A 24048-nucleotide genomic window follows, 5' to 3' on the forward strand; every position below is an offset into this window, starting at 1 on the left:
TTAATGCTGAATGTTATGGCCTCATCGCGAGCAAGCTCGCTCCTACAGGGGGTTGTGGTGTTTTCGCACTAGACTGATCAGACACTGTACCGCTTGGACTTGCCTCATGATGGGGCCGCTTAGGGATATCGACCATGCAATGGATGTTCATGCTGATAGGGCTGGTGCTCGGCTGGATACTCGACGAGTCATTCAGCGATGCGCTGCTGGGCGCGTTGTTCGGATTGGGTATCGGCCAGGCCCTTCGCATGGCTCGCATGGACTCGCAGGCAGTCGAGCAGCAGCGTTTGCTGGAACAGGCGCAGGTAGCGCTGCAGGCGGTCGAGCAACGGCTGGCGCTGCTTGAAGCACCGGGCGTCAAGGCGCCGGAAACCCGCGAGCCACTTGTCTCACCTGAAACCATCCTCGATGAAGCACCTGCCGCAGCCCCGGAGTTGGTCTGGGAGCTGCCGCCCGAACTCGAGCCGATCGCCGCAGCGGCCACCGAAGCCAACCGTTCGCAGCCCGCCGATGCCTGGAAGCCCGAGCCGATCGCTCGTCAGGCACAACCACCTGTCCCTCCGCGTGGCCCGAACCTTATCGATCGCGCCATCAGCCGTGCCCGAGCCTGGTTGTTCGGTGGCAATACCGTGTTGCGGGTCGGCGTGGTGCTGTTGTTCCTCGGCCTGGCCTTTTTGCTGCGCTATGCCACCGAAGGCGTGGTGGTGCCGGTTGAGTTGCGGTACGCAGGCGTTGCGGCGGCAGCCTTGGGGTTGCTCGGGCTGGGCTGGTGGTTGCGGGCGCGCAACAGCAGTTATGCGTTGATCCTGCAAGGGGCCGGGATCGCCGTGTTGTACCTGACGGTGTTTGCCGCGATGCGCCTGCATCCGCTGCTCGATCCCACAGCGGGGTTTGGCCTGCTGGTGGCGGTGACAGTCTGTTCGGCGATTCTCGCCATTACCCAGGACTCCCTGGGGTTGGCCGCCGCTGCCGCACTGGGCGGATTCGCCGCGCCGCTGCTGGCCTCCACCGGCGCCGGCAGCCACGTCGCGCTGTTCAGCTACTTTGCCCTGCTCAACGCCGGCATCTTCGCCATCGCCTGGTTCAAGGCCTGGCGGCTGTTGAATGTCATCGGGTTCAGCGGCACCTTCGGCATCGGTTTCGCCTGGGGCCTGCGTTCCTACTCGCCGGAGCAGTTGTGGAGCACCGAGCCGTTTCTGATTTTGTTTTTCCTGATGTACCTGGCCATTGGTCTGCTGTTCGCCCGGCGCAGGCTGCTGGAAATGAGCGATGCACCGGCAGAGAGCAGTCGCGAATCGCTGCTGCAATGGTCGGCGCGCAAGGGCGACTACGTCGACGGCACGCTGCTGTTCGGTCCACCGCTGGTGGGTTTCGGCTTGCAGTTCGCACTGGTGCAGCATCTGGAGTTCGCTGCGGCGTTCAGTGCATTGGCGCTGGGCATGATTTACATGGGACTTGCCCGTTGGCTGATGGCCGGGCGCACGCTGTTGCTGGGGGAAACCTGCCTGGCCTTGGGCGTGATCTTCACCAGCCTGGCGATTCCGCTGGGGCTCGATGCACGCTGGACGACCGCGGCGTGGGCGGTGGAGGGCGCGGGGATCTTCTGGCTCGGCCTTCGCCAGCAAAGGCCCCTGGCCCGGGCGTTTGCCTTGCTCCTGCAACTGGGCTCGGCGCTGGTGTTTCTCAGCGAGCTGCACAACAGCGAGAGCAGCCTGCTCGGTGGTGTACCGCTAGGCGCGCTGTTACTGGGCATTGCGTTGTTGTTCAGCTTCTACCAGTTGCGTAAAGCCTTGCCGGAGCAGATCAGGCCTTGGGAGCTAAAAGGTCTGCCAGTCCTGGCGTGCCTCGGGCTGGCGTTTCTCTATTTGCTGGCGCCGTTGTTTTTCTTCAGCCACGGCACGGTGATCAGTTGGGCCTTGGCCGGGGCGTTGACGTTGTTGGTTGGCTTGCGCCTGCCATCGCGCGCATTCGTGTTCACCGCGCTCGCTGTGCAACTGTTGGGTGGTGCACTGTTCCTGGCGACGGGGCCGCTGTTCAGTGAAGGGCTGAGTCCCCTGGCTCATGCCGGATTCTGGGCGCCGCTGGTGTTGGGGCTGGCAGCGATGGTCGGGGCCTGGCGTTTGCAGATGGGGCATTCACCCGAAGCATTCGAAGGGCTGAGCCTGTTGCGATTGTCCCAGGCGTTGCTGGTGTGGGGCGCGGGCTGGTGGGCGTTGGCCTGGGTCATCGAAGTGCTGCATTTTGCGTCGCTGCCGATGCAGGCGACTTTGTTGTTGAGCATCGCAGCTGTGAGTGTTGCGCTGTGGACGGAGTTGGCGCTGCGCCTGAAATGGCCGTCACTGGGGGTGCTCGGTACGGTGTTGATTCCCGCGGCGGCGCTGGTGCTGCTGGCGGCCTGGCACTCGCGTTACCACCCGGCGGCCGACGTCGGCTGGCTGGCGTGGGCCGCCGTGTTCGTGGTGCATTTCATGTCCCTGCGACGCCTGGCGCCCATGCTGCCAGCACGCGTGACGAGTGTCGCCCATGTGCTCGGCTGTTGGCTGTTGATGGGGGTGCTGGCGCTGGAGCTGCGTTATGGCTTGCTGGTGTTGTCCGAGCAATACAACGCTTGGCGCTGGTTGGGTTGGGCGATTCTGCCAAGTCTGTATCTGGTTCTGATGGCGGCGCCTCGCGCGTGGCCGTGGCCGGTGGTGGCGTACTCGAGGGAATACCGTGTATACGCCGCCGCGCCGCTGGCGTTGCTGATGCTCGGCTGGTTCTGGCTGGCGAATGTCGCCAGTGACGGCAACGCCGAGCCACTGCCCTACGTGCCATTGATCAACCCGCTGGAGCTGGGCCTGTTGTTCGCGCTGTCCGGCGTCTATGTCTGGTCCCGCAGCGCCATGACACAACTGGCGCTGCACAAGGATTACGCCGCCATCGCCACGCAAGGGGTCGCAGGTGCCTCGCTGTTCGTGTTCTTTACGGCATTGGTAATGCGTACGGCGCACCATTGGAGCGGGGTGCCGTTCGAGCTGGATCTGTTGCTGGCGTCGATGCGGGTGCAAGCCGGGTTGTCCATCGTCTGGACCTTGATGGCCCTGAGCCTGATGATCGGTGGCCATTTGCGTCGCCACCGCGAAGTCTGGTTGATCGGCGCCGCCTTGATAGGTGTGGTCGTGGCTAAGCTGTTCTTTGTCGAATTGAGTAATCGCGGCGGGCTGGCGCGGATCGTGTCGTTTATCGGTGTCGGCGTGTTGCTGCTGGTGGTGGGCTATTTCGCCCCGCTGCCGCCCAAGCGTGCCGAAGCTGTGCCGGATGTCGAGAAACCGGTCCCGGAATCCGAAGGAGTGTCGTCTTGAGTCAGAAGCTGAACCTGGGTTGGCTGGGCGCTGTTGCCATGGGCGTGGTGTTGTCGGCGGTTGCCCAGGAAAAACCGGCGGACTTCACCACCCAAGTGCCTTTGTCGGTGACGGGCGAAGGGCCCTGGTATCGCCTTGAACTGCCCCTGAACGTACAACTGAATGCACGGCAGGCCGACCTGAGCGATGTACGTGTGTTCAATGCGGCGGGCGAAGTTCAGGCTTATGCCCTGGCCCGGGAATCGGCGCGGAGCAATGAAGCGCGCACCTTGACCGAGGTGAAATGGTTTCCGCTGTACAACTCGGTGGACGCCACTGAAACCGCGCCGAGCGTGCGGGTGCAATCGAGCACCAACGGCACATTGGTCGAGGTGCAGCCCTCCAGTCAGCTGGAGGCGGGTGAGGAAGAGCTGCGCGGCTGGTTGCTCGACGCTTCGGCTATCAAGGCGCCGTTGCAGCAGTTGGTTCTGGACTGGAGTAGCGAGCGCGACGGCTTCCAGCGTTTCACCATCGAAGCCAGCGACGATTTGCAGCATTGGCAGTCCTGGGGCGAAGGGCAGGTGGCGCGCCTGACCTTTTCCGACGAGCGGGTCGAACAGCATGAAGTCAACCTGCCGGGCCAGTCGGCACGCTACCTGCGGTTACTGTGGATCACGCCGCATTCGGCACCGACACTGACTTCGGCGCAACTACAGAGCGCCAGTACCCGCAGCCTGCCGCTGCCGTTGGTCTGGTCCCAAGGGTTGACCGGCAGCAGCGTGAAGGCGGGTGAATACACCTGGCAGTTGCCGATGGGGCTGAATGTCGAGCGGGTGCAGGTCGAGTTGAGCCAGCCCAACAGTCTGGCGCCAGTGCGCTTGGCCGGCCGTCGCGACAGCAGTCTGCCATGGCAGTCGTTGGGCAGCGGTTTGCTCTATCGCCTGGCCCAGAACGGTCAGGATGTGGTGCAAAACGAATTGCAGTTGTCCGGGCAGATCGTCCAGCAATTGAAGCTGACCGTGGACGAACGCGGTGGCGGCCTGGGTGATCGGGCGCCGACGCTGAAGTATGCCGTGCGTGCCACACAACTGGTGTTCCTGGCGCGCGGGCCTGGGCCTTACACGCTGGTCGTGGGGAATTCGACGGCGAAGGCGGCGAACTTGCCGCTGTCGACGCTGATTCCGGATTACAGCCCGGCGAAGCTCGCGACCTTGGGCAGGGCCATTGTGGATGTCGGGGCGGTGGTTTCGAATGCATCGACAGAGAAAACACTGGCGACGATGGACACCCAGTGGAAGAAGTTCGGCTTGTGGGCGGTGTTGTTGCTCAGTGTCCTGTTCCTGGCGGCGATGGCGTTCAGCTTGCTGCGCAAACCCTCTGTCAAACCCTGAAGAAGGCTGGCGCTTCGCGCCATTCGCGAGCAAGCCCGCTCCCACACTGGATCTGCTTCGTGGCACAAATGGTGTGTGCACAGCTGGTCCAATGTGGGAGCGGGCTTGCTCGCGAATACGGTGTGCCGATCACCAAAGATATCGAAATCTGCTATCCATTCGAGCTCCACGCGCGGCCCATTTCCTACTACGCTCATCCCCGCACATGAACTCTCTTTGGCCGATCACGTCTGATAGGAGGAAATGCGCCCCGACTCGCGTTAAACTGCGCGGGTTTTTAGCCCCCCCATTCCACCGGAGCCTTCCATGTCCCGCGTTACCTTGAGTCGCTATTTGATTGAGCAGACCCGCAGCAACAACACTCCTGCCGATCTGCGCTTCCTGATCGAAGTGGTGGCGCGTGCCTGCAAGGAGATCAACCACGCCGTGTCCAAAGGCGCCCTGGGTGGCGTTCTGGGCAGCATGGGCACTGAAAACGTCCAGGGCGAAGTGCAGAAAAAGCTCGACGTGATCTCCAACGAGATCCTGCTCGAAGCCAACGAATGGGGCGGTCACCTGGCCGGCATGGCGTCCGAAGAAATGGACAACGCCTACCAGATTCCGGGCAAATACCCGAAAGGCGCGTACCTGCTGGTATTCGACCCGCTGGACGGTTCGTCGAACATCGATATCAACGCCCCGGTCGGCACCATCTTTTCGGTACTGCGTTGCCCGAACGAATACCTGAGCCAGAACGAGCCCTTGAATGAGAAGGCTTTCCTGCAGCCAGGCACCCAGCAAGTGGCCGCCGGTTACGCGATCTACGGCCCGCAGACCATGCTGATCCTGACCCTGGGCGACGGCGTGAAAGGTTTCACCCTGGACCGTGAGATGGGCAGTTTCGTACTGACCCACGAAAACATCACCATTCCTGAAACCACCCAGGAATTCGCCATCAACGCTTCCAACCAGCGTCACTGGGAAGCACCGGTACAGCGCTACGTAAGCGAATTGCTGGCCGGCGATGAAGGCCCGCTGAAAAAGAACTACAACATGCGCTGGGTTGCTGCGATGGTGGCTGACGTGCACCGCATCCTGACCCGTGGCGGTCTGTTCATGTACCCACGCGACAGCCGCGAGCCGTCGAAGCCGGGCAAGCTGCGCCTGATGTACGAAGCCAACCCGATGTCGTTCCTGGTGGAACAGGCAGGCGGCGCGTCCACCGACGGCCACCAGCGCATCCTCGACATCCAGCCGGAAGGCCTGCACCAGCGTGTTGCGGTGTTCCTCGGTTCGAAAGAAGAAGTTGCCCGCGTCACGGCTTACCACAAGGAATAAACCATGACCGCGCCCTGGCAGCCGTTGCTTGATTGGTGGTTCGGAAGTTTCGGGTCAGCGAAGGAAGTGGCGGCGCAGAAGGGCAAGTTGTGGTTTGGCAAGCGCGACAGCCAGGACCTCGAAGCGCGCGAGCGTTTCGGGGGCCAGGCCGAGCAGGCACTGGCCGGCGGATTGACCGAGTGGATGCAATGTCCCGAAGGTTGGCTGGCCCTGGTGCTGTTGCTCGATCAAATCCCGCGAATGATCTTTCGCGATACTCCCAAAGCATTCTCCGGCGATTCCCGCGCACAGAAATTGGTAGCCCAAGGTATTGCGGCGGATTTCGATCGCCAGTTGCAGCCGATTCAGCGGGTGTTCATCTATCTGGTGTTCGAGCACAGCGAAAACCTCGCGGTGCAAAACGAAGGTGTCTCGCGCTATATCGAACTGGTGGCGCAGCAGCCTGAAGGTGACCGAACGCTGTTTGCCGATTACCTGGATTACGCCGAGCGGCATCAGAAAGTGATTGCACAGTTTGGACGTTTTCCGCATCGCAATGTGGTGTTGGGGCGGGAGTCGACGGCTGAGGAGTTGGAGTTTCTGTCGAAGCCTGGATCAAGCTTCTAGCTCTTCTTTGCGGCTGATTCCGTCTTCGCGAGCAAGCCCGCTCCCACAAGGGATTCGTGAACGACACAGATCCACTGTGGGAGCGGGCTTGCTCGCGAAGAGGCCCGCTACATCACCTCAAATCCTGAAACTACCCACCAGCTGCTTCAACCGCGCCGCCTGCTGTTCTAGATCGGCACATGCACGCAAGGTCGACTGCAGGTTCTCCACGCCTTCCTGGTTCAGCGTGTTGATTTCGGTGATGTCGACGTTGATCGACTCCACCACGGCGGTCTGTTCCTCGGTCGCGGTGGCCACCGACTGGTTCATGCCATCGATCTCCCCGATGCGCTGGGTCACGCTGCCCAGACGTTCGCCCGCCTGGTTGGCGATGCCGACGCTGCTTTCGCTCTGGCGCTGGCTGTCGGTCATGATGCCCACCGCTGCCCGGGCACCGACTTGCAGCTCTTCGATCATCGTCTGCACTTGCTGCGCCGAGTCCTGGGTGCGGTGAGCGAGGTTGCGCACCTCATCGGCCACCACGGCAAAACCACGGCCGGCCTCGCCAGCGCGGGCCGCTTCAATGGCGGCGTTGAGTGCCAGCAAGTTGGTCTGCTGGGAGATGCTGGTGATCACTTCCAGGATCTGCCCGATGTTGACCGTGTTGCTGTTGAGGGTCTCGATGTTGCCGCACGAGTCGCTGATCTTGGCCGACAGTTGCTGCATCGCCGCGATGGTTTTATCCACCACCTGTTGACCGTCTTCGGCCAGGCTGCGGGCATCGCTGGAATGTTGCGAGGCGAGGGCGGCGTTCTGGGCGATTTCCTGGGCGGCGGCACCGAGCTGATTGATCGCCGCGGCCACGCTGCTGGTGCGCGAGGCTTGCTGGTCGGAGTTGAACATCGACGAGTTCGAGGCGGCGACTACCCGCAGCGCCACTTCGTTGACCTGGCCGGTGGCCGAGGATACTTCGATGATCGAGGTATGGATGCGCTCGACGAAACGGTTGAACGACAGCCCCAGCGCGCCGAATTCGTCGTGGCCGTGAATGGTCAGGCGTTTGGTCAAGTCACCTTCGCCTTCGGCGATGTCATGCATGGCGCGACCCATGGTCAGCAGCGGTTGCATCAACAGGCTGATCAGCATGCCCAGCAGGGCGATGATGATCACCACCGCAATTACCATGGCGATGATCGCCGAGGTGCGGAATTCGCTGAGCATCGAGAACGCGGTTTCCTGGTCGAGCACCAGCGCTACGTACCAGTCCGCCGATGGCACGCCGTTGACGTGGGTGAAAGAGATGAACTGACGCTTGCCGTCGATCTCGACTTCCTTCATGCCCGGGCTGACTTTCGGCGCGCCGTTGGGGTAGGCCTCGGTCAGGTTCTTGAGCACCAGTTTGCTGTCCGGGTGAATCAGGATCTTGCCGTCGGCACCGACGATGAACGCATGGCCGTGACCGCCGAAGTTCAGCGAGTTGATGATCGCGCTGACGCTGGACAGGTCGATGTCGGCGCCGGCGACACCGATCATCTGGCCCAGGTGCTGCACCGGGGTGGCGACTGTGATCACCAGCTTGCCGGAGGAGGCGGCGATGTAGGGTTCGGTGACGATGGTCTGTTGCGCATTATTGGCCGCCTTGTACCAGCCACGGGCGCGCGGGTCGTAGTCCGCCGCGCGGTTGCCCGCCGGGACCGAGAACATCACGCCGTCGGCGCCACCGAAGTAACTTAGCTGGAAGTTACCGGTGTAGGCGGGCAGGTCGATGATTCGTTTCAGGCCAGCGGGAGCATTGCCGTCGGCGTTGATCTGTTGGGCCATCGACTGCAGCAATTGCATGCGGCTTTCCAGCCAGGTCTGGATGTTGCTGGTGGTCAGGCTGCCGAGTTCCTGCATCGAGGCTTCGGTACTGTTGCGCAAGGTTTCGCGTTGGCGATAGTCGTTGAACAGGATGAAACAAGCGAATGCGACGGCCACCACGAGGGCGGCAGCCAGCAATATCTTGTGGCTGAACTTCATGTTTCTGGTCATGGATGAGCTACCGCAGAGGGGCTGTTCTACAAAATGGGGGAGCAAATGCCACTGACGTGGCTTTGCGTTGCATTTATGTCGACTGAACGGCGCCAAAGATTAGGCGAATTCTCTGAAAAACGACGAAATGCCCAGTAAACAGGCAAAGTGGCTGATTTTCGGCAAAAGGCAGACGAGTGGCCCGATAAATAGCCTGCCGGGCAGGGAACCTGACAGGGGTTTTCTCTTCTAAGCTTCAGCTTGGCAGCCATGCCAATCCCCTACGCCCCCGGAGTTTCACCATGTCGTTGCGTTCCATCGCCCTGCTTTCGTTCTGCGTATTGCTCGCTGCCTGCAGCAAGGTCAATCAGGAAAACTACTCGAAGCTCTCCGCCGGCATGGCCAAGGCCGATGTGGAGACCCTGTTGGGCAAACCCGCCGATTGTTCAGGCGCGCTCGGCATGTCCAGCTGCACCTGGGGCGACAAGAACAGCTTTATCAGCGTGCAGTTCGCCGGTGACAAAGTGCTGATGTTTTCCGGCCAAGGCCTGAAGTAAACCGGGGCGATCGCCCACGGGAGAAAAATAATGAAGCGGTTATTGATCATCCTTTTTGCCGGCCTGGTGTTGGCCGGCTGTGCCACGTCTGGCCAGGACCCATTGGCCCCCAAGACGGTCAATAGCGTCAACCTCAAGCGCTACCAGGGCACCTGGTACGAGCTGGCTCGTATGCCGATGTACTTCCAGCGCGACTGCGCGCAGTCCGAAGCCCATTACACGCTCAAGCCCGACGGCAACCTCGCAGTGCTGAACCGCTGCCTGACGGCGCAGTGGCAATGGGAAGAGGTCAAGGGCACGGCTTATCCACAGGTGCCCGGCAAGAGCGACAAGCTGTGGGTCGAGTTCGATACCTGGTTTTCCAGGCTGATTCCGGGTTCGGCGAAGGGCGAATACTGGGTGCTGTACGTCAGCGATGACTACAAGACCGCCATCGTCGGTGACCCGAGCCGCAAGTATCTGTGGCTGTTGTCGCGCACGCCGACCGTGAACGGTGTGGTGCGTGAGGAGTTGCTGAGCAAAGCACGTCAGCAGGGGTACGACACCACACGGCTGATCTGGCGGGCCTCGGAAAAGCAGATGGCCGAGACCTCGAACTAACTGTCGGCACATATCCAAATGTGGGAGCGGGCTTGCTCGCGAAGAGGGTGTCACATTCAACAGAGATGTTGACTGACAGTCCGCCTTCGCGAGCAAGCCCGCTCCCACATTTTTGTTTTGTGTCAGCCCAGGAGTTCGCGCAGGACCTGGGTGAAGGCGCGGCTGCTTTCTTCCTCGTCGGCATGCCGCCCGTCACGCACTACCCACTGGCCATTGACCAACACATCCCGCACCTGGCGATCGCCGCCGGCAAACAACCAGCGGTTGAGAATTCCGTCGCCGCTGGCCGTTGCCAGATACGGGTCGTTGCCATCGAGCACTAGCCAGTCGGCGCGCTTGCCGACTTCCAGGGCGCCAATCGGCTGACCCAGCGCCTGGGCACCGCCATCCAGCGCGGCATCAAACAGCGTGCGGCCGACCATTGGCTGATCCGCGCCGTACAAACGATTACGCCGCTGATCACGCAGACGCTGGCCGTATTCCAGCCAGCGCAATTCTTCCACCACGCTCAATGACACGTGACTGTCGGAACCGATGCCCATGCGGCCGCCCTGGGCGAGGAAATCCACCGCCGGGAAAATCCCGTCGCCAAGGTTGGCTTCGGTGGTCAGGCACAGGCCGGCGATGGCGCGGCTCCTGGCCATCGACGTGACTTCTTCCGGGTTGGCGTGGGTCGCGTGGACCAGGCACCAGCGCTGGTCGACTTCGACGTTTTCGTACAGCCATTGCAGCGGACGACGACCGCTCCAGGTCAGGCAGTCGTCGACTTCTTTCTGCTGCTCGGCAATGTGGATGTGCACCGGGCATTGTTTGTCGCTGGCGACCAGCACTTCGCTGATCTGTTGCGGCGTGACCGCGCGCAGCGAGTGGAAACACAGGCCCAGGGCCTGCGCCGGCTGCTGCGCCAGGAGCGGTTGCAGGCGCGATTGCAGCTTGAGGTAATTTTCGGTGCTGTTGATGAAGCGACGCTGACCTTCGTTCGGAGTCTGGCCGCCGAAACCGGAGTGGCTGTAGAGCACCGGCAGCAGGGTCAGACCGATACCCGCGGAACCTGCAGCCTGGCTGATACGCAGGGCCAGTTCGGCCGGGTCCGCGTAAGGCTGGCCACTGATGTCATGGTGTACGTAATGAAATTCCGCCACCGATGTGTAACCGGCCTTGAGCATTTCGATGTACAGCTGACGGGCGATGACGCCGAGTTGTTCCGGGCTGATTTTTCCGACGAGGCGATACATCAGGTCGCGCCAGGTCCAGAAACTGTCGTTCGGATTTCCCGCCACTTCCGCCAGCCCGGCCATGGCCCGCTGGAAGGCGTGGGAGTGCAGGTTCGGCATGCCAGGCAGCAGCGGACCGCTCAACCGCTCGGCGCCATCTGCATGGGAATCGGCCTGGATATGGGTCAAAACGCCATCGGCGCTGACCTCAAGACGTACATTGTTGGCCCATCCACTAGGCAGCAGCGCGCGTTCGGCAAAGAAGGCGGACATGGTTCAGCACCCCATCGTGTGTTATTTGTATATACATATACAGACGTTTGCCTGCCCGGTAAACTCCGGCAAGCTAGCAATCTCTTTTCAACGAACAAGGATTAACCGTGCCGACTCCGCCTCCAGTCTCTCCGTTGGCCGCGAACATGGGCGACAGTCCGGCGCCCTTGTACGCCCGCGTCAAACAGATGATCACCCAGCAAATCGACAGTGGAAACTGGCCGCCGCACTATCGTGTGCCGTCGGAAAGCGAGCTGGTCAGCCAGCTTGGCTTCAGTCGCATGACCATCAACCGCGCGCTGCGCGAGATGACTGCCGACGGTCTGCTGGTGCGCATGCAAGGCGTCGGCACGTTCGTCGCCGAGCCGAAAAGCCAGTCCGCACTGTTCGAAGTGCACAACATCGCCGACGAAATCGCCTCTCGCGGTCATCGCCACACCTGCAAGGTCATCACCCTTGAAGAAGAGGCCGCCGGCTCCGAGCGCGCGCTGGCCCTGGACATGCGCGAAGGGCAGAAGGTGTTCCACTCGCTGATCGTGCATTTCGAAAACGATATTCCGGTGCAAATCGAAGACCGTTTCGTCAATGCGCTGGTGGCGCCGGACTACCTCAAGCAGGACTTCACCCTGCAAACGCCATATGCCTACCTGAACCAGGTCGCGCCGCTGACCGAAGGCGAGCACGTGGTCGAGGCGATCCTGGCCGAGTCGTCCGAGTGCAAGTTGCTGCAGATTGAAAAGGGCGAGCCGTGCCTGCTGATCCGTCGCCGCACCTGGTCCGGCCGTCAGCCGGTGACCGCCGCTCGCTTGATCCACCCCGGTTCCCGTCATCGTCTGGAAGGTCGGTTCCATAAATGAATCAGTTAAAGGTTTTACGCGCCAAAGATTACCCGCGCATGCCGTGGAAAAACGGCGGCGGCAGCACCGAAGAAATCACCCGCGATGCCGGCACCGGTCTGGATGGCTTTGGCTGGCGCCTGTCGATTGCCGACATTGGCGAGTCGGGCGGGTTTTCCACCTTCGCCGGTTACGAGCGAGTGATCACTGTTTTGCAGGGCGACGGCATGAGCCTGACGGTGGATGGCCAGGATACTCGGCCACTGTTACCGCTGGACCCGTTTGCCTTCAGCGGTGAAAGCAAGGTTTCCTGCACATTGCTCGGCGGTGCGATTCGCGATTTCAACCTCATTTACGCACCGCAGCGTTACGCCGCGCGGTTGCAGTGGTTGTCGGGCGAGCAGCGGTTTTTCAGTGAGGCGGGGACTGTGCTGGTCTTCAGTATCAGCGATGCGCTTGAAGTGAAGGTCGGTACCAGCGCTTCGCAACTGGGTCGCCATGATTGCCTGCAACTGGTCGGTAACACCGGATTGCTGGAAGTCTCCAGCAATGGCGCCTGCTGCGTGATCGAACTCATCGCACGCTGATACACCATCCCTGTAGGAGCGAGCTCGCTCGCGAATAACCCAAATTCGCCGCTGGGCATCTGGTTCTACGCGTTATCCTTCACGACCATCGCGAGCAAGCTCGGCTCCTACAGGGGGCGATGTTTGCCCGCGATGTTGTGCTACCCCTCAGACCGTTTCCGTCCGCGCACCAACTTGTTACCGAATGCCCCAGCGTGGCGCAAAACCACGCTCAAGTAACAATCCGCCTATCCTCCAAAAAATCCCCTCGAAAAATTTCATCTACGCCAAAACCCTTGTTCCAAGGGCTCTCCAGCTGTTTCCGAACTTTTCTTGAATGCTCATCCAACAAGTTGGCCGCTTGATTGCATATGCTTGTATGTACAAGTAAAGACGTATGCGTATGAGTCACGAAGACTCAACCATCGTCCACTGATTCGCCGGTGTGCACTGATGCCCATTGGCTTGCTCGCCCACTGCCTGGGTTGGTTTGGATTGATTGCTGAGGAGTTCTTTTCGTGACCGAGAATAAACGTACCAAGTTTCGCGACGTCGAAATCCGTGCCGCACGCGGTAACAAGCTGACCGCCAAGAGCTGGCTGACTGAAGCGCCGCTGCGCATGCTGATGAACAACCTCGACCCGGAAGTCGCCGAGAACCCTAAAGAACTGGTGGTTTACGGTGGTATCGGTCGCGCTGCACGTAACTGGGAATGCTACGACAAGATCGTCGAGAGCCTGACCAACCTGAACGACGACGAGACCCTGCTGGTGCAATCCGGCAAGCCGGTCGGCGTGTTCAAGACCCACAGCAACGCCCCGCGCGTACTGATCGCCAACTCCAACCTGGTTCCTCACTGGGCGAGCTGGGAACACTTCAACGAACTGGACGCCAAAGGCCTGGCCATGTACGGCCAGATGACCGCCGGCAGCTGGATCTACATCGGCAGCCAGGGCATCGTCCAGGGCACCTACGAAACCTTCGTCGAAGCCGGTCGCCAACACTACAACGATGACCTCAAAGGCAAGTGGGTACTGACCGCCGGCCTGGGCGGCATGGGTGGCGCCCAGCCTCTGGCTGCAACCCTGGCCGGCGCTTGCTCGCTGAACATCGAATGCCAGCAAGTCAGCATCGATTTCCGCCTGAAAAGCCGCTACGTCGACGAGCAAGCCAAAGACCTCGACGACGCACTGGCCCGCATCGCCAAATACACCAAAGAAGGCAAGGCAATCTCCATCGCGCTGCTGGGCAACGCGGCTGAAATCCTGCCTGAACTGGTCAAGCGCGGCGTACGCCCGGACATGGTCACCGACCAGACCAGCGCCCACGACCCGCTCAATGGCTACCTGCCAGCAGGCTGGACCTGGGACGAATACCGCGCTCGCGCCAAGACCGAACCTGCTGCCGTGATCAAAGCCGCCAAGCAATCGATGGCCGTGCACGTTAAAGCGATGCTCGACTTCCAGAAGCAAGGCATCCCGACCTTCGACTACGGCAACAACATCCGTCAGATGGCGCAAGAAGAAGGCGTGGAAAACGCATTCGACTTCCCGGGCTTCGTACCGGCCTACATCCGTCCGCTGTTCTGCCGTGGCATCGGCCCGTTCCGTTGGGCTGCACTGTCGGGCAACGCTGAAGACATCTACAAGACCGACGCCAAGGTCAAGGAACTGATCCCGGACGACGCCCACCTGCACAACTGGCTGGACATGGCCCGCGAGCGCATCAGCTTCCAGGGTCTGCCGGCACGTATCTGCTGGGTTGGCCTGGGCCTGCGCGCCAAGCTGGGCCTGGCGTTCAACGAAATGGTCCGTAGCGGCGAGTTGTCCGCGCCAATCGTGATCGGCCGCGACCACCTGGACTCCGGTTCGGTATCGAGCCCGAACCGCGAAACCGAATCGATGCAGGACGGTTCCGACGCCGTTTCCGACTGGCCACTGCTCAACGCTCTGCTCAACACCGCGAGCGGCGCGACCTGGGTGTCCCTGCACCACGGCGGCGGCGTCGGCATGGGCTTCTCCCAGCATTCGGGCATGGTGATTGTCTGCGACGGTACTGACGAAGCGGCCGAGCGTATCGCTCGCGTGCTGCACAACGACCCGGCCACTGGCGTCATGCGTCACGCCGATGCCGGTTACCAGATCGCCATCGACTGCGCCAAGGAACAAGGGCTGAACCTGCCGATGATTACCGGCAAATAACGCTGTACGGCTTTATGTGGGAGCAAGCTCGCTCCCACAGAAGCCAACACCGACAACCGATATACCTATAACAATCCACAGAGGTTGAATCATGGCTGTTAACAGCGAACGTGCAGGCAACAAACCGTTGATCGAGAAGCGTTCGATCGACTACATCCCGGAAGCGGAAAGACACGGTCGTCTGTTTAGCCAGTTCACCCTGTGGATGGGTGCCAACCTGCAAATCACCGCGATTGTCACCGGCGCATTGGCCGTGGTCCTTGGCGGTGATGTGTTCTGGTCGTTGATCGGTCTGTTGATCGGCCAACTGCTCGGCGGTGGCGTAATGGCGCTGCATGCGGCGCAAGGCCCCAAGCTAGGCCTGCCGCAGATGATTTCCAGCCGGGTACAGTTCGGCGTGTACGGCGCGGCCATCCCGATCGTGCTGGTCTGCTTGATGTACCTGGGCTTCACTGCAACGGGAACCGTGTTATCCGGCCAGGCGCTGGGCCAGTTGTTTGGCGTCAGCGACAGCGTCGGTATCCTCATTTTTGCCAGTGTCATCGTGCTGGTCACGGTGCTCGGTTATCGGGTGATCCATTGGATCGGCCGTGTTGCCAGCGTCATCGGTGTGATTGCCTTCGTTTATCTGTTCTGGCGCCTGATGAGCCAGACCGACGTCGGCGCTCTCCTGCAAATCCGTCACTTCAGCTGGAGCAGCTTCCTGCTGGCGGTATCGCTCGCGGCGTCCTGGCAGATCGCGTTCGGCCCTTACGTGGCTGACTACTCACGCTACCTGCCGAGCAATATTTCCTCGGTGAAAACCTTTTTCGCCGCAGGTGCGGGTTCGGTCATTGGCGCGCAGGTGGCGATGGTCCTCGGCGTGTTCGCTGCCGCTTCGGCCAACGGGCAATTCGCCGGTCACGAAGTGGCCTACATCGTTGGTCTGGGTGGTACCGGTGCCACCGCTGCGCTGCTGTACTTCAGCATTGCGTTCGGCAAGGTCACCATCTCCACGCTGAACTCCTACGGTAGCTTCATGTGCATTGCGACCATCATCAGCGGTTTCCGTGGTGACCTGAAGGTGACGCACTTGCAACGTCTGGTCTTCGTGCTGGTCATCGTCGGTGCTGCGACCCTGATGGCGTTGCTCGGTCAGCACTCGTTCCTCGGTGCGTTCAAGTCTTTCATCCTGTTCTTGCTAGCGTTCTTTACCCCCTGGAGCGCGATCAATCTGGTGGACTACTACTGCATCACTCGCGAGCGCTATGACGTACCGGCTCTGGCCGATCCGAATGGTCGCTACGGTCGTTGGAACCTCCTCGGTATCAGCGTCTATGTGTTCGGTGTGCTGGTGCAGCTGCCGTTCATCTCCACTAAGTTCTATACCGGTCCGCTGGTGGAGGCCCTGGGTGATGTGGATATTTCCTGGGTCATCGGTCTGGTGCTTCCCGCCGCCCTGTATTACCTGTGCGCAAAAAAATGGCACGGCACAGTGCCTGATCGTTTGATCCTGCCGGTCGAGCAGGGCGCGATCACCGAACAAAAGCTGAATGTCGGTCGCGCTGCGGCGCAGGCCTGATTGGACGTGGACAGGGCTGGATGCCTCTTGACTGCCGTAAGCCAATTCATGATTAGGAGCGTCATAACAATGAAATCGAACAAGACCCTGCTGACCGCATTGCTTTCCATGGGCCTGCTGGCCAGTGCCGGCGCCACTCAGGCGGCGGGTTGGTGCGAGTCAGGCAAACCGGTGAAGTTCGCCGGTTTGAACTGGGAAAGCGCCATGCTGCTGACCGACGTGATGCAAGTCGTGTTGGAGAAAGGCTACGACTGCAAGACCGACAGCCTGCCGGGCAACTCCATCACCATGGAAAACGCCCTGAGCAGCAACGACATTCAAGTGTTTGCCGAAGAGTGGGTCGGCCGCAGCGAAGTCTGGAACAAGGCCGAGAAGGCCGGCAAAGTCGTCGGTGTCGGCGCCCCGGTTGTTGGCGCAATCGAAGGCTGGTACGTGCCGCGCTACGTGATCGAAGGCGACGCCAAGCGTAAGCTGGAAGCCAAGGCTCCGGACCTGAAAAACATTGCTGACCTGGGCAAATACTCGGCGGTGTTCAAGGACGCCGAAGAGCCTTCCAAGGGCCGTTTCTACAACTGCCCGGCCGGCTGGACCTGTGAGCTGGACAACAGCGAAATGCTGAAAAGCTACGGCCTGGAAAGCACCTACACCAACTTCCGCCCAGGCACCGGCCCGGCGCTGGATGCCGCTGTGCTGTCGAGCTACAAGCGTGGCGAGCCGATCCTGTTCTACTACTGGTCGCCAACGCCTTTGATGGGCCAGATCGACGCGGTGAAACTCGAAGAGAAACCAGGCGTGAACAAGACAGTGACCATCAAGGTCGGCTTGTCCAAGACGTTCCACGACGAAGCGCCTGAACTGGTGGCCGTGCTGGAAAAGGTCAACGTGCCAATCGACCTGCTGAACCAGAACCTTGGGCGCATGACCAAAGAGCGGATCGAGTCACCAAAACTGGCCAAGATCTTCCTGAAGGAACATCCTGAAGTCTGGCACGCATGGGTGAGCGAAGACGCAGCCAAGAAAATCGACGCGGCCTTGTAGGTTGGGCTTCTCCGGCTGTCGGCAACGGCAGTCGGACGCTTGATCGCAACCCCTTGATTGAGAGTCTCTTATGTTTCCCGAAAGCTTTACCTTTTCCATCGCCGACTGGGTCAACGGTTGGGTCGATTCGCTGGTTACCAACTACGGCGACGTTTTCCGCAGCATCTCCGACACCTTGCTGTGGGCCATCGTCAATCTTGAAGGCCTGCTGCGTGCTGCACCCTGGTGGCTGATGCTGGCGATCGTGGCCGGTGTGGCCTGGCACGCGACCCGCAAGGTCGTGACCACTGCCGTCATCGTTGGTTTGCTGTTCCTGGTGGGGGCGGTCGGCCTCTGGGACAAGCTGATGCAGACCCTGGCGCTGATGATGGTGGCGACGATCATTTCGGTGTTGATCGGCATTCCGCTGGGCATTCTCTCGGCGCGCAGCAACCGCCTGCGTTCGGTGCTGATGCCGTTGCTGGACATCATGCAGACCATGCCGAGCTTCGTGTACCTGATCCCGGTTCTGATGCTGTTTGGCCTGGGCAAGGTCCCGGCGATTTTCGCCACGGTGATCTACGCCGCACCACCGCTGATCCGTCTGACCGATCTGGGCATTCGCCAGGTCGACGGCGAAGTGATGGAAGCGATCAACGCCTTCGGTGCCAACCGCTGGCAGCAACTGTTCGGCGTGCAACTGCCACTGGCCCTGCCGAGCATCATGGCCGGGATCAACCAGACCACCATGATGGCCCTGTCGATGGTGGTGATCGCCTCGATGATCGGTGCCCGTGGCCTGGGTGAAGACGTGCTGGTAGGGATTCAGACCCTCAACGTCGGGCGTGGCCTTGAAGCCGGTCTGGCGATCGTGATTCTGGCTGTGGTGATCGACCGCATTACACAGGCGTACGGTCGCGCACGGCATGAGGTGAGCAAATGAACAACGCAACCGTGAGCAAGATCGAAGTCAAGAACGTCTTCAAGATTTTCGGCAACCGTTCCAAGGATGCGCTGGCCATGATCGGCCAGGGCAAGACCAAGGACCAGGTCCTGGCCGAAACCGGCTGCGTGGTCGGCGTGAACGACCTGTCGCTGAGCATCGGCAGCGGCGAGATCTTCGTGATCATGGGCCTGTCGGGCTCAGGCAAGTCGACCCTGGTGCGCCACTTCAACCGCCTGATCGACCCGACCAGCGGCGCGATCCTGGTGGACGGCGTGGACATCCTGCAATACGACATGGAAGCCCTGCGCGAATTTCGTCGGCGCAAGATCAGCATGGTGTTCCAGAGCTTTGGCCTGTTGCCGCACAAGAGTGTGCTGGACAACGTCGCCTACGGCCTGAAAATCCGTGGCGAAAGCAAAGCCATGTGCGCTGAGCGTGCGCTGCACTGGATCAACACCGTGGGCCTCAAGGGCTACGAAAACAAATACCCGCACCAGCTATCCGGCGGCATGCGTCAGCGTGTGGGCCTGGCCCGCGCCCTGGCGGCGGACACTGACATCATCCTGATGGACGAAGCGTTCAGCGCCCTCGACCCGCTGATCCGCGCGGAGATGCAGGACCAGTTGCTGGAACTGCAAAAGACCCTGCACAAGACCATCGTCTTCATCACCCACGACCTCGACGAGGCTGTGCGCATTGGCAACCGCATCGCGATTCTCAAGGACGGCCGCCTGATCCAGGTCGGCACGCCAAGGGAGATCCTGCATTCGCCGGCGGATGAGTATGTCGACCGCTTTGTGCAGCGTCGGGCGGCGGTGGTTTAACGAGATTTGCAGTGAATTGGCGGGCCTCTTCGCGAGCAAGCCCGCTCCCACAGTTGATCGCGTTCCAATGTGGGAGCGGGCTTGCTCGCGAAGGCGGCGGTAGAGCTGCATCAACATTCAGGTTGTACGCACGAGGTTAATGATGTCCCAGGCTGAAAAAATCGTTATCACCGAGTCGCAGGTCAGTTGGCAGGATGTGGTCGCCGTTGCTCGTCATGGCGCACAGCTTGAACTGTCGGCACCGATCTGGGCGCGCATCGAAAACGCACAGGCCATCGTCCAGCGCATCGTCACCAGCGGCGAACGTGCCTACGGCATCAACACCGGCCTGGGCGCGCTGTGCAACGTTTCGCTGCAGGACGAACAACTCAGCCAGTTGTCGCGCAACACCTTGCTCAGCCACGCTTGCGGCGTGGGTGCACCGCTGACCGACGAGCAGACCCGCTCGATCATGTGCGCGGCCATCGTCAACTACAGCCACGGCAAATCCGGCCTGCACCGTCAGGTCGTCGAAGCGCTGCTGGCGCTGCTCAACCGGGGCATCACCCCGCAGGTGCCGTCCCAGGGTTCGGTGGGTTATCTGACTCACATGGCGCACATCGGCATCGCGCTGCTGGGCGTGGGCAATGTCAGCTATCGCGGGCAGATCGTTTCCGCGCAGCAAGCGCTGGCCGAAGAAGGTCTGCAACCAGTCAAGCTCGGTGCCAAGGACGGTTTGTGCCTGGTCAACGGTACGCCGTGCATGAGCGGCCTGAGCTGCCTGGCGATTGCCGATGCCACGCGCCTGCTGGAATGGGCCGACGTGATCGGCGCCATGAGCTTCGAAGCCCAGCGCGGGCAGATCGATGCGTTCGACGCGGAGATCATCGCGCTCAAGCCGCACCCGGGCATGCAACAGGTCGGGATCAACCTTCGGGCCTTGCTCGACGGCAGCGAAGTGATCGCCCAGAGCAAAGGCATTCGCACCCAGGATGCCCTGAGCATTCGCTCGATCCCGCAGGTGCACGGTGCTGCGCGCGATCAACTGGTGCACGCGATCAAACAGATCGAAACCGAGCTCAACGGCGCCACCGACAACCCGCTGGTGCTGGGTACCGCGGACAATTACCGCGTGGTGTCCCAGGCCAACCCTCATGGCCAGTCCGTGGCAATGGCGGCGGACCTGCTGGCGATCGCCATGGCGGAAATCGGCTCCATCGCCGAGCGTCGTCTGGACCGTTTGATCAACCCGCACGTCAGCGGCCTGCCGGCTTTCCTGGTGGCCAACCCGGGCGTGAACTCCGGGATGATGATCGTGCAATACGTGGCCGCTTCGCTGTGCGCGGAGAACCGTCAACTGGCGCAACCGGCGGTGCTGGATAACTACGTGACGTCGGGCCTGCAGGAAGATCACCTGAGTCTGGGCACCAACGCCGCGCTGAAGCTGCATCGCGCGCTGGAAAACTGCACGCAGATCCTCGCCATCGAGTATTTGCTGGCGGCCCAGGCGTTCGAGTTTCTCAAAGAACAACGCTTTGGTGCGGGCACCGATACCGCTTGGCGTCTGCTGCGTGAGCGAGTTCCTGCCTACGACCAGGACCGCTGGCTGGCACCAGACATTGCCGCCGCTGCCGCGGTATTGAAAGACCCGATTTTGCTGCACAACGCTTTTCCAGACCTGAACTGATTTCAACAACACCAGCGTGCCAAGGCGCGGCTCCCTAAAAGGTAGACGCGACGGACAACGGACATCTCCGGAGCGTCTGGTGAGTTAATAACAACTCTCAAAAGGAGCAAAAAAATGACTGCGCTAAACCTGATTCCCGGCCAACTGACCCTCGCCCAACTGCGTGACGTCTATCAGCAGCCGGTGAAACTGACCCTCGACAACAGCGCCTCGGCCCAGATCGAAGCCAGCGTTGCCTGCGTGGAACAGATCCTCGCCGAGAACCGCACCGCCTACGGAATCAACACCGGTTTCGGCCTGCTGGCCTCGACCCGCATTGCCAGCGAAGACCTGGAAAACCTGCAGCGCTCGCTGGTGCTGTCCCACGCCGCCGGTGTCGGCCAGCCGATCAGTGACGAGCTAGTACGTTTGATCATGGTGCTCAAGGTCAACAGCCTGAGCCGTGGTTTTTCCGGCATCCGCCGCGTGGTGATCGACGCGCTGATCGCCCTGATCAATGCCGAGGTTTACCCGCACATTCCATTGAAAGGCTCGGTCGGTGCTTCCGGTGACCTGGCGCCTCTGGCCCACATGTCGCTGGTGCTGCTGGGTGAAGGCAAGGCTCGCTACAAGGGCGAGTGGATGGAAGCCACCGAAGCGCTGAAAGTTGCTGGTCTGACCCCGCTGACTCTGGCTGCGAAAGAAGGCCTGGCGCTGCTCAACGGCACTCAGGTGTCCACCGCATTTGCCCTGCGTGGCCTGTTCGAAGGTGAAGACCTGTTTGCTGGTGCCTTGGCACTGGGCGGCCTGACCGTTGAAGCGGTCCTGGGCTCGCGTTCGCCGTTCGACGCCCGTATCCATTCTGCCCGTGGCCAGAAAGGCCAGATCGACGCCGCCGCCGCTTATCGCGATCTGCTGGGCGAGCGCAGCGAAGTTTCCGACTCCCATGAAAACTGCGAGAAGGTACAAGACCCGTACTCCCTGCGTTGCCAGCCACAAGTCATGGGTGCCTGCCTGACCCAGTTCCGTCAAGCGGCCGAAGTACTGGCGATCGAATCCAACGCCGTTTCCGACAACCCGCTGGTTTTCGCCGCTGAAGGTGACGTGATCTCCGGTGGCAACTTCCACGCCGAGCCAGTGGCCATGGCCGCTGACAACATGGCATTGGCCATCGCTGAAATCGGTTCCCTGAGCGAGCGCCGTATCTCGCTGATGATGGACAAGCACATGTCGCAACTGCCGCCGTTCCTGGTGGCCAACGGCGGTGTGAACTCCGGCTTCATGATCGCCCAGGTGACTGCAGCGGCATTGGCCAGCGAGAACAAGGCGTTGTCCCATCCGCATTCGGTGGACAGCCTGCCGACTTCCGCCAACCAGGAAGACCACGTATCGATGGCTCCGGCCGCTGGCAAGCGCCTGTGGGAAATGGCCGAGAACACCCGTGGGATTCTCGCGGTGGAATGGCTGGCGGCAGCCCAGGGCCTGGACCTGCGCAATGGTCTGAAGACTTCGCCAAAACTGGAAAAAGCCCGTGCCATTCTGCGTAACGAAGTGCCGTTCTATGAGAAGGACCGCTTCTTCGCGCCGGACATCAATGCGGCGTCTGAACTGTTGGCCTCGCGTTGCCTGAACGAACTGGTTTCGGCGAAGTTGCTGCCTAGCCTGTAATTGCCCCTTCGCGAGCAAGCCCGCTCCCACATGGATTGCGTTGAACCTGTAGGAGCTGGCTTGCCAGCGATTCGATTTTGCGTCGGATAACAATAATTAGGGACGAGAAATGCAACAGCCAGAAAAAGGTTTGAAACGCGGGCTCTCTGCCCGACATATTCGCTTCATGGCGCTGGGGTCGGCAATCGGCACCGGGCTGTTTTATGGATCTGCCTCGGCCATTCAAATGGCCGGTCCTGCGGTACTGCTCGCTTACCTGATCGGTGGCGCGGCGGTGTTCATGGTCATGCGCGCCCTCGGTGAGATGGCGGTGCACAACCCGGTGGCCGGCTCTTTCGGCCAGTACGCCAGCACCTACCTGGGGCCGATGGCGGGCTTCATCCTCGGTTGGACCTACGCATTCGAAATGGTCATCGTCGGCATGGCCGATGTCACTGCATTCGGTATCTACATGGGCTTCTGGTTTCCGGAGGTTTCCCGCTGGATCTGGGTGCTGGGTGTCGTTTCCATCGTTGGCGGCCTGAACCTGTGCAACGTCAAAGTCTTCGGTGAAATGGAGTTCTGGTTGTCGCTGCTCAAGGTCGCCGCCATCGTCGCGATGATCCTGGGTGGTTTCGGCATCATGTGGTTCGGCATCAGCTCGGCCCCCGGCCAAGCGACCGACATCAGCAACCTCTGGAGTCACGGCGGCTTCATGCCCAATGGCATGGGCGGTCTGATCGCTTCGTTCGCGGTGGTGATGTTTGCGTTTGGCGGTATTGAAATCATCGGCGTAACGGCAGGTGAAGCCAAAGACCCGCAGCACGTGCTGCCCCGGGCGATCAATGCTGTACCGTTGCGGATCCTGCTGTTCTATGTGCTGACGATGCTGGTGCTGATGTCGATCTTTCCATGGCAGCAGATCGGCAGCCAGGGCAGCCCGTTCGTGCAGATTTTCGACAAGCTGGGGATCAGCTCGGCGGCCACCATCCTCAACATCGTGGTGATCACGGCGGCGATTTCGGCGATCAACAGTGACATCTTCGGCGCTGGCCGCATGATGTTCGGTCTGGCCCAGCAAGGGCATGCACCCAAAGGCTTCGCCCGCCTGTCGCGCAATGGCGTGCCATGGATGACGGTAGTGGTGATGAGTGCCGCGCTGTTGCTGGGCGTGTTGCTGAACTACCTGATCCCGGAAAACGTGTTCCTGCTGATCGCTTCCGTCGCGACCTTTGCCACGGTGTGGGTCTGGTTGATGATTCTGGTGACCCAAGTGGCCATGCGCCGGTCCATGAGCGCCGAGCAGGTTGCACAACTGAAGTTTCCGGTACCGCTCTGGCCTTATGCACCGGCGGCGGCGATTGCCTTCATGCTGTTCATTTTCGGCGTGCTGGGCTATTTCCCGGACACCCAGGCAGCGCTGATCGTCGGCGTGGTCTGGATCGTGTTGCTGGTGCTGGCTTACCTGACGTGGGTGAAACCGGCGGCGGGCCAGGCAGCCCTGGTGACGCAGGATCCTAATTTTTCCCATCGATAAC

Annotated in this window: 18 protein-coding genes and 1 pseudogene; 16 read left to right on the plus strand and 3 right to left on the minus strand. The window is 61.0% G+C overall.

Going from position 1 to position 24048, the window contains the following annotated elements; all coding sequences use genetic code 11:
• Positions 1-134 precede the first annotated feature (134 nt).
• The 4 genes from KGA98_RS05520 to KGA98_RS05535 all read left to right on the plus strand — a co-directional run bounded on the left by KGA98_RS05520 (position 135) and on the right by KGA98_RS05535 (position 6634).
• Positions 135-3341 (plus strand): DUF2339 domain-containing protein, encoded by a 3207-nt coding sequence (locus KGA98_RS05520; RefSeq protein WP_223501743.1) that lies wholly within the window; start codon positions 135-137, stop codon positions 3339-3341.
• Positions 3338-4711, plus strand: a complete 1374-nt coding sequence (locus tag KGA98_RS05525) for a DUF3999 domain-containing protein (protein WP_223501745.1) — start codon at positions 3338-3340, stop codon at positions 4709-4711. The genes KGA98_RS05520 and KGA98_RS05525 overlap by 4 nt, the downstream gene beginning before the upstream one ends.
• A 306-nt stretch (positions 4712-5017) precedes the next feature.
• The gene (locus KGA98_RS05530; protein ID WP_150811990.1) at positions 5018-6028 is read left to right on the plus strand and encodes a class 1 fructose-bisphosphatase; all 1011 of its coding nucleotides are present in this window, start codon (positions 5018-5020) and stop codon (positions 6026-6028) included.
• A 3-nt stretch (positions 6029-6031) separates the two neighbouring features.
• Positions 6032-6634 carry a DUF924 family protein gene (locus tag KGA98_RS05535; protein ID WP_223501747.1) on the plus strand — a complete coding sequence of 201 codons (603 nt, stop codon included), beginning with the start codon at positions 6032-6034 and terminating at the stop codon, positions 6632-6634.
• Between the two features lie 117 nt (positions 6635-6751).
• Here the strand turns inward: KGA98_RS05535 and KGA98_RS28610 are convergent, their stop codons facing one another.
• Positions 6752-7516 carry a methyl-accepting chemotaxis protein gene (locus tag KGA98_RS28610; protein ID WP_371318464.1) on the minus strand — a complete coding sequence of 255 codons (765 nt, stop codon included), beginning with the start codon at positions 7514-7516 and terminating at the stop codon, positions 6752-6754.
• A gap of 93 nt (positions 7517-7609) precedes the next feature.
• Positions 7610-8644: pseudogene (locus tag KGA98_RS28615) on the minus strand (cache domain-containing protein); the annotation flags it as partial.
• Positions 8645-8925: 281 nt separating this feature from the next.
• Between KGA98_RS28615 and KGA98_RS05545 the strand changes: the two are divergent.
• Positions 8926-9180, plus strand: coding sequence for a hypothetical protein (locus KGA98_RS05545; protein WP_007975531.1), 255 nt, complete (start codon positions 8926-8928; stop codon positions 9178-9180).
• Positions 9181-9210: 30 nt separating this feature from the next.
• Positions 9211-9780, plus strand: a complete 570-nt coding sequence (locus KGA98_RS05550; protein WP_057712393.1) for a lipocalin family protein — start codon at positions 9211-9213, stop codon at positions 9778-9780.
• 122 nt (positions 9781-9902) lie between these two features.
• On the opposite strand, the gene KGA98_RS05555 is transcribed toward KGA98_RS05550, so the two are convergent.
• Positions 9903-11267: a formimidoylglutamate deiminase gene (locus KGA98_RS05555; RefSeq protein ID WP_223501751.1), complete on the minus strand. Its 1365-nt coding sequence runs from the start codon at positions 11265-11267 to the stop codon at positions 9903-9905.
• 146 nt (positions 11268-11413) lie between these two features.
• On the opposite strand from KGA98_RS05555, the gene hutC reads away from it, so the two are divergent.
• The 10 genes from hutC to KGA98_RS05605 all read left to right on the plus strand — a co-directional run bounded on the left by hutC (position 11414) and on the right by KGA98_RS05605 (position 24047).
• Positions 11414-12124: a histidine utilization repressor gene (hutC, locus tag KGA98_RS05560; protein ID WP_173677901.1), complete on the plus strand. Its 711-nt coding sequence runs from the start codon at positions 11414-11416 to the stop codon at positions 12122-12124.
• Positions 12121-12690: a HutD family protein gene (locus KGA98_RS05565; RefSeq protein ID WP_102672709.1), complete on the plus strand. Its 570-nt coding sequence runs from the start codon at positions 12121-12123 to the stop codon at positions 12688-12690. Before hutC ends, KGA98_RS05565 begins: the two co-directional genes overlap by 4 nt.
• A gap of 497 nt (positions 12691-13187) precedes the next feature.
• On the plus strand, positions 13188-14870 hold the full coding sequence (hutU, locus tag KGA98_RS05570) for a urocanate hydratase (RefSeq protein WP_218495269.1): 1683 nt from the start codon (positions 13188-13190) through the stop codon (positions 14868-14870).
• Positions 14871-14961: 91 nt separating this feature from the next.
• Positions 14962-16431: a purine-cytosine permease family protein gene (locus KGA98_RS05575; RefSeq protein ID WP_223501753.1), complete on the plus strand. Its 1470-nt coding sequence runs from the start codon at positions 14962-14964 to the stop codon at positions 16429-16431.
• A gap of 69 nt (positions 16432-16500) precedes the next feature.
• Positions 16501-17469 (plus strand): ABC transporter substrate-binding protein, encoded by a 969-nt coding sequence (locus KGA98_RS05580; protein ID WP_057712388.1) that lies wholly within the window; start codon positions 16501-16503, stop codon positions 17467-17469.
• A 70-nt stretch (positions 17470-17539) separates the two neighbouring features.
• The gene (locus KGA98_RS05585) at positions 17540-18391 is read left to right on the plus strand and encodes an ABC transporter permease (RefSeq protein WP_057712387.1); all 852 of its coding nucleotides are present in this window, start codon (positions 17540-17542) and stop codon (positions 18389-18391) included.
• The gene (locus tag KGA98_RS05590) at positions 18388-19218 is read left to right on the plus strand and encodes a glycine betaine/L-proline ABC transporter ATP-binding protein (protein WP_052961897.1); all 831 of its coding nucleotides are present in this window, start codon (positions 18388-18390) and stop codon (positions 19216-19218) included. The genes KGA98_RS05585 and KGA98_RS05590 overlap by 4 nt, the downstream gene beginning before the upstream one ends.
• Positions 19219-19360: 142 nt before the next feature.
• Positions 19361-20884, plus strand: a complete 1524-nt coding sequence (gene hutH / locus KGA98_RS05595) for a histidine ammonia-lyase (protein ID WP_150811985.1) — start codon at positions 19361-19363, stop codon at positions 20882-20884.
• A 114-nt stretch (positions 20885-20998) separates the two neighbouring features.
• Entirely contained in the window at positions 20999-22531 is a 1533-nt protein-coding gene (gene hutH / locus KGA98_RS05600) for a histidine ammonia-lyase (protein ID WP_223501755.1), read from the plus strand.
• Between the two features lie 109 nt (positions 22532-22640).
• The gene (locus tag KGA98_RS05605) at positions 22641-24047 is read left to right on the plus strand and encodes an amino acid permease (RefSeq protein WP_057712384.1); all 1407 of its coding nucleotides are present in this window, start codon (positions 22641-22643) and stop codon (positions 24045-24047) included.
• The last annotated feature ends 1 nt before the right edge of the window (position 24048 follow it).

It is taken from the genome of Pseudomonas sp. BF-R-24 (assembly GCF_019947335.1).
Lineage (GTDB): Bacteria > Pseudomonadota > Gammaproteobacteria > Pseudomonadales > Pseudomonadaceae > Aquipseudomonas > Aquipseudomonas jessenii.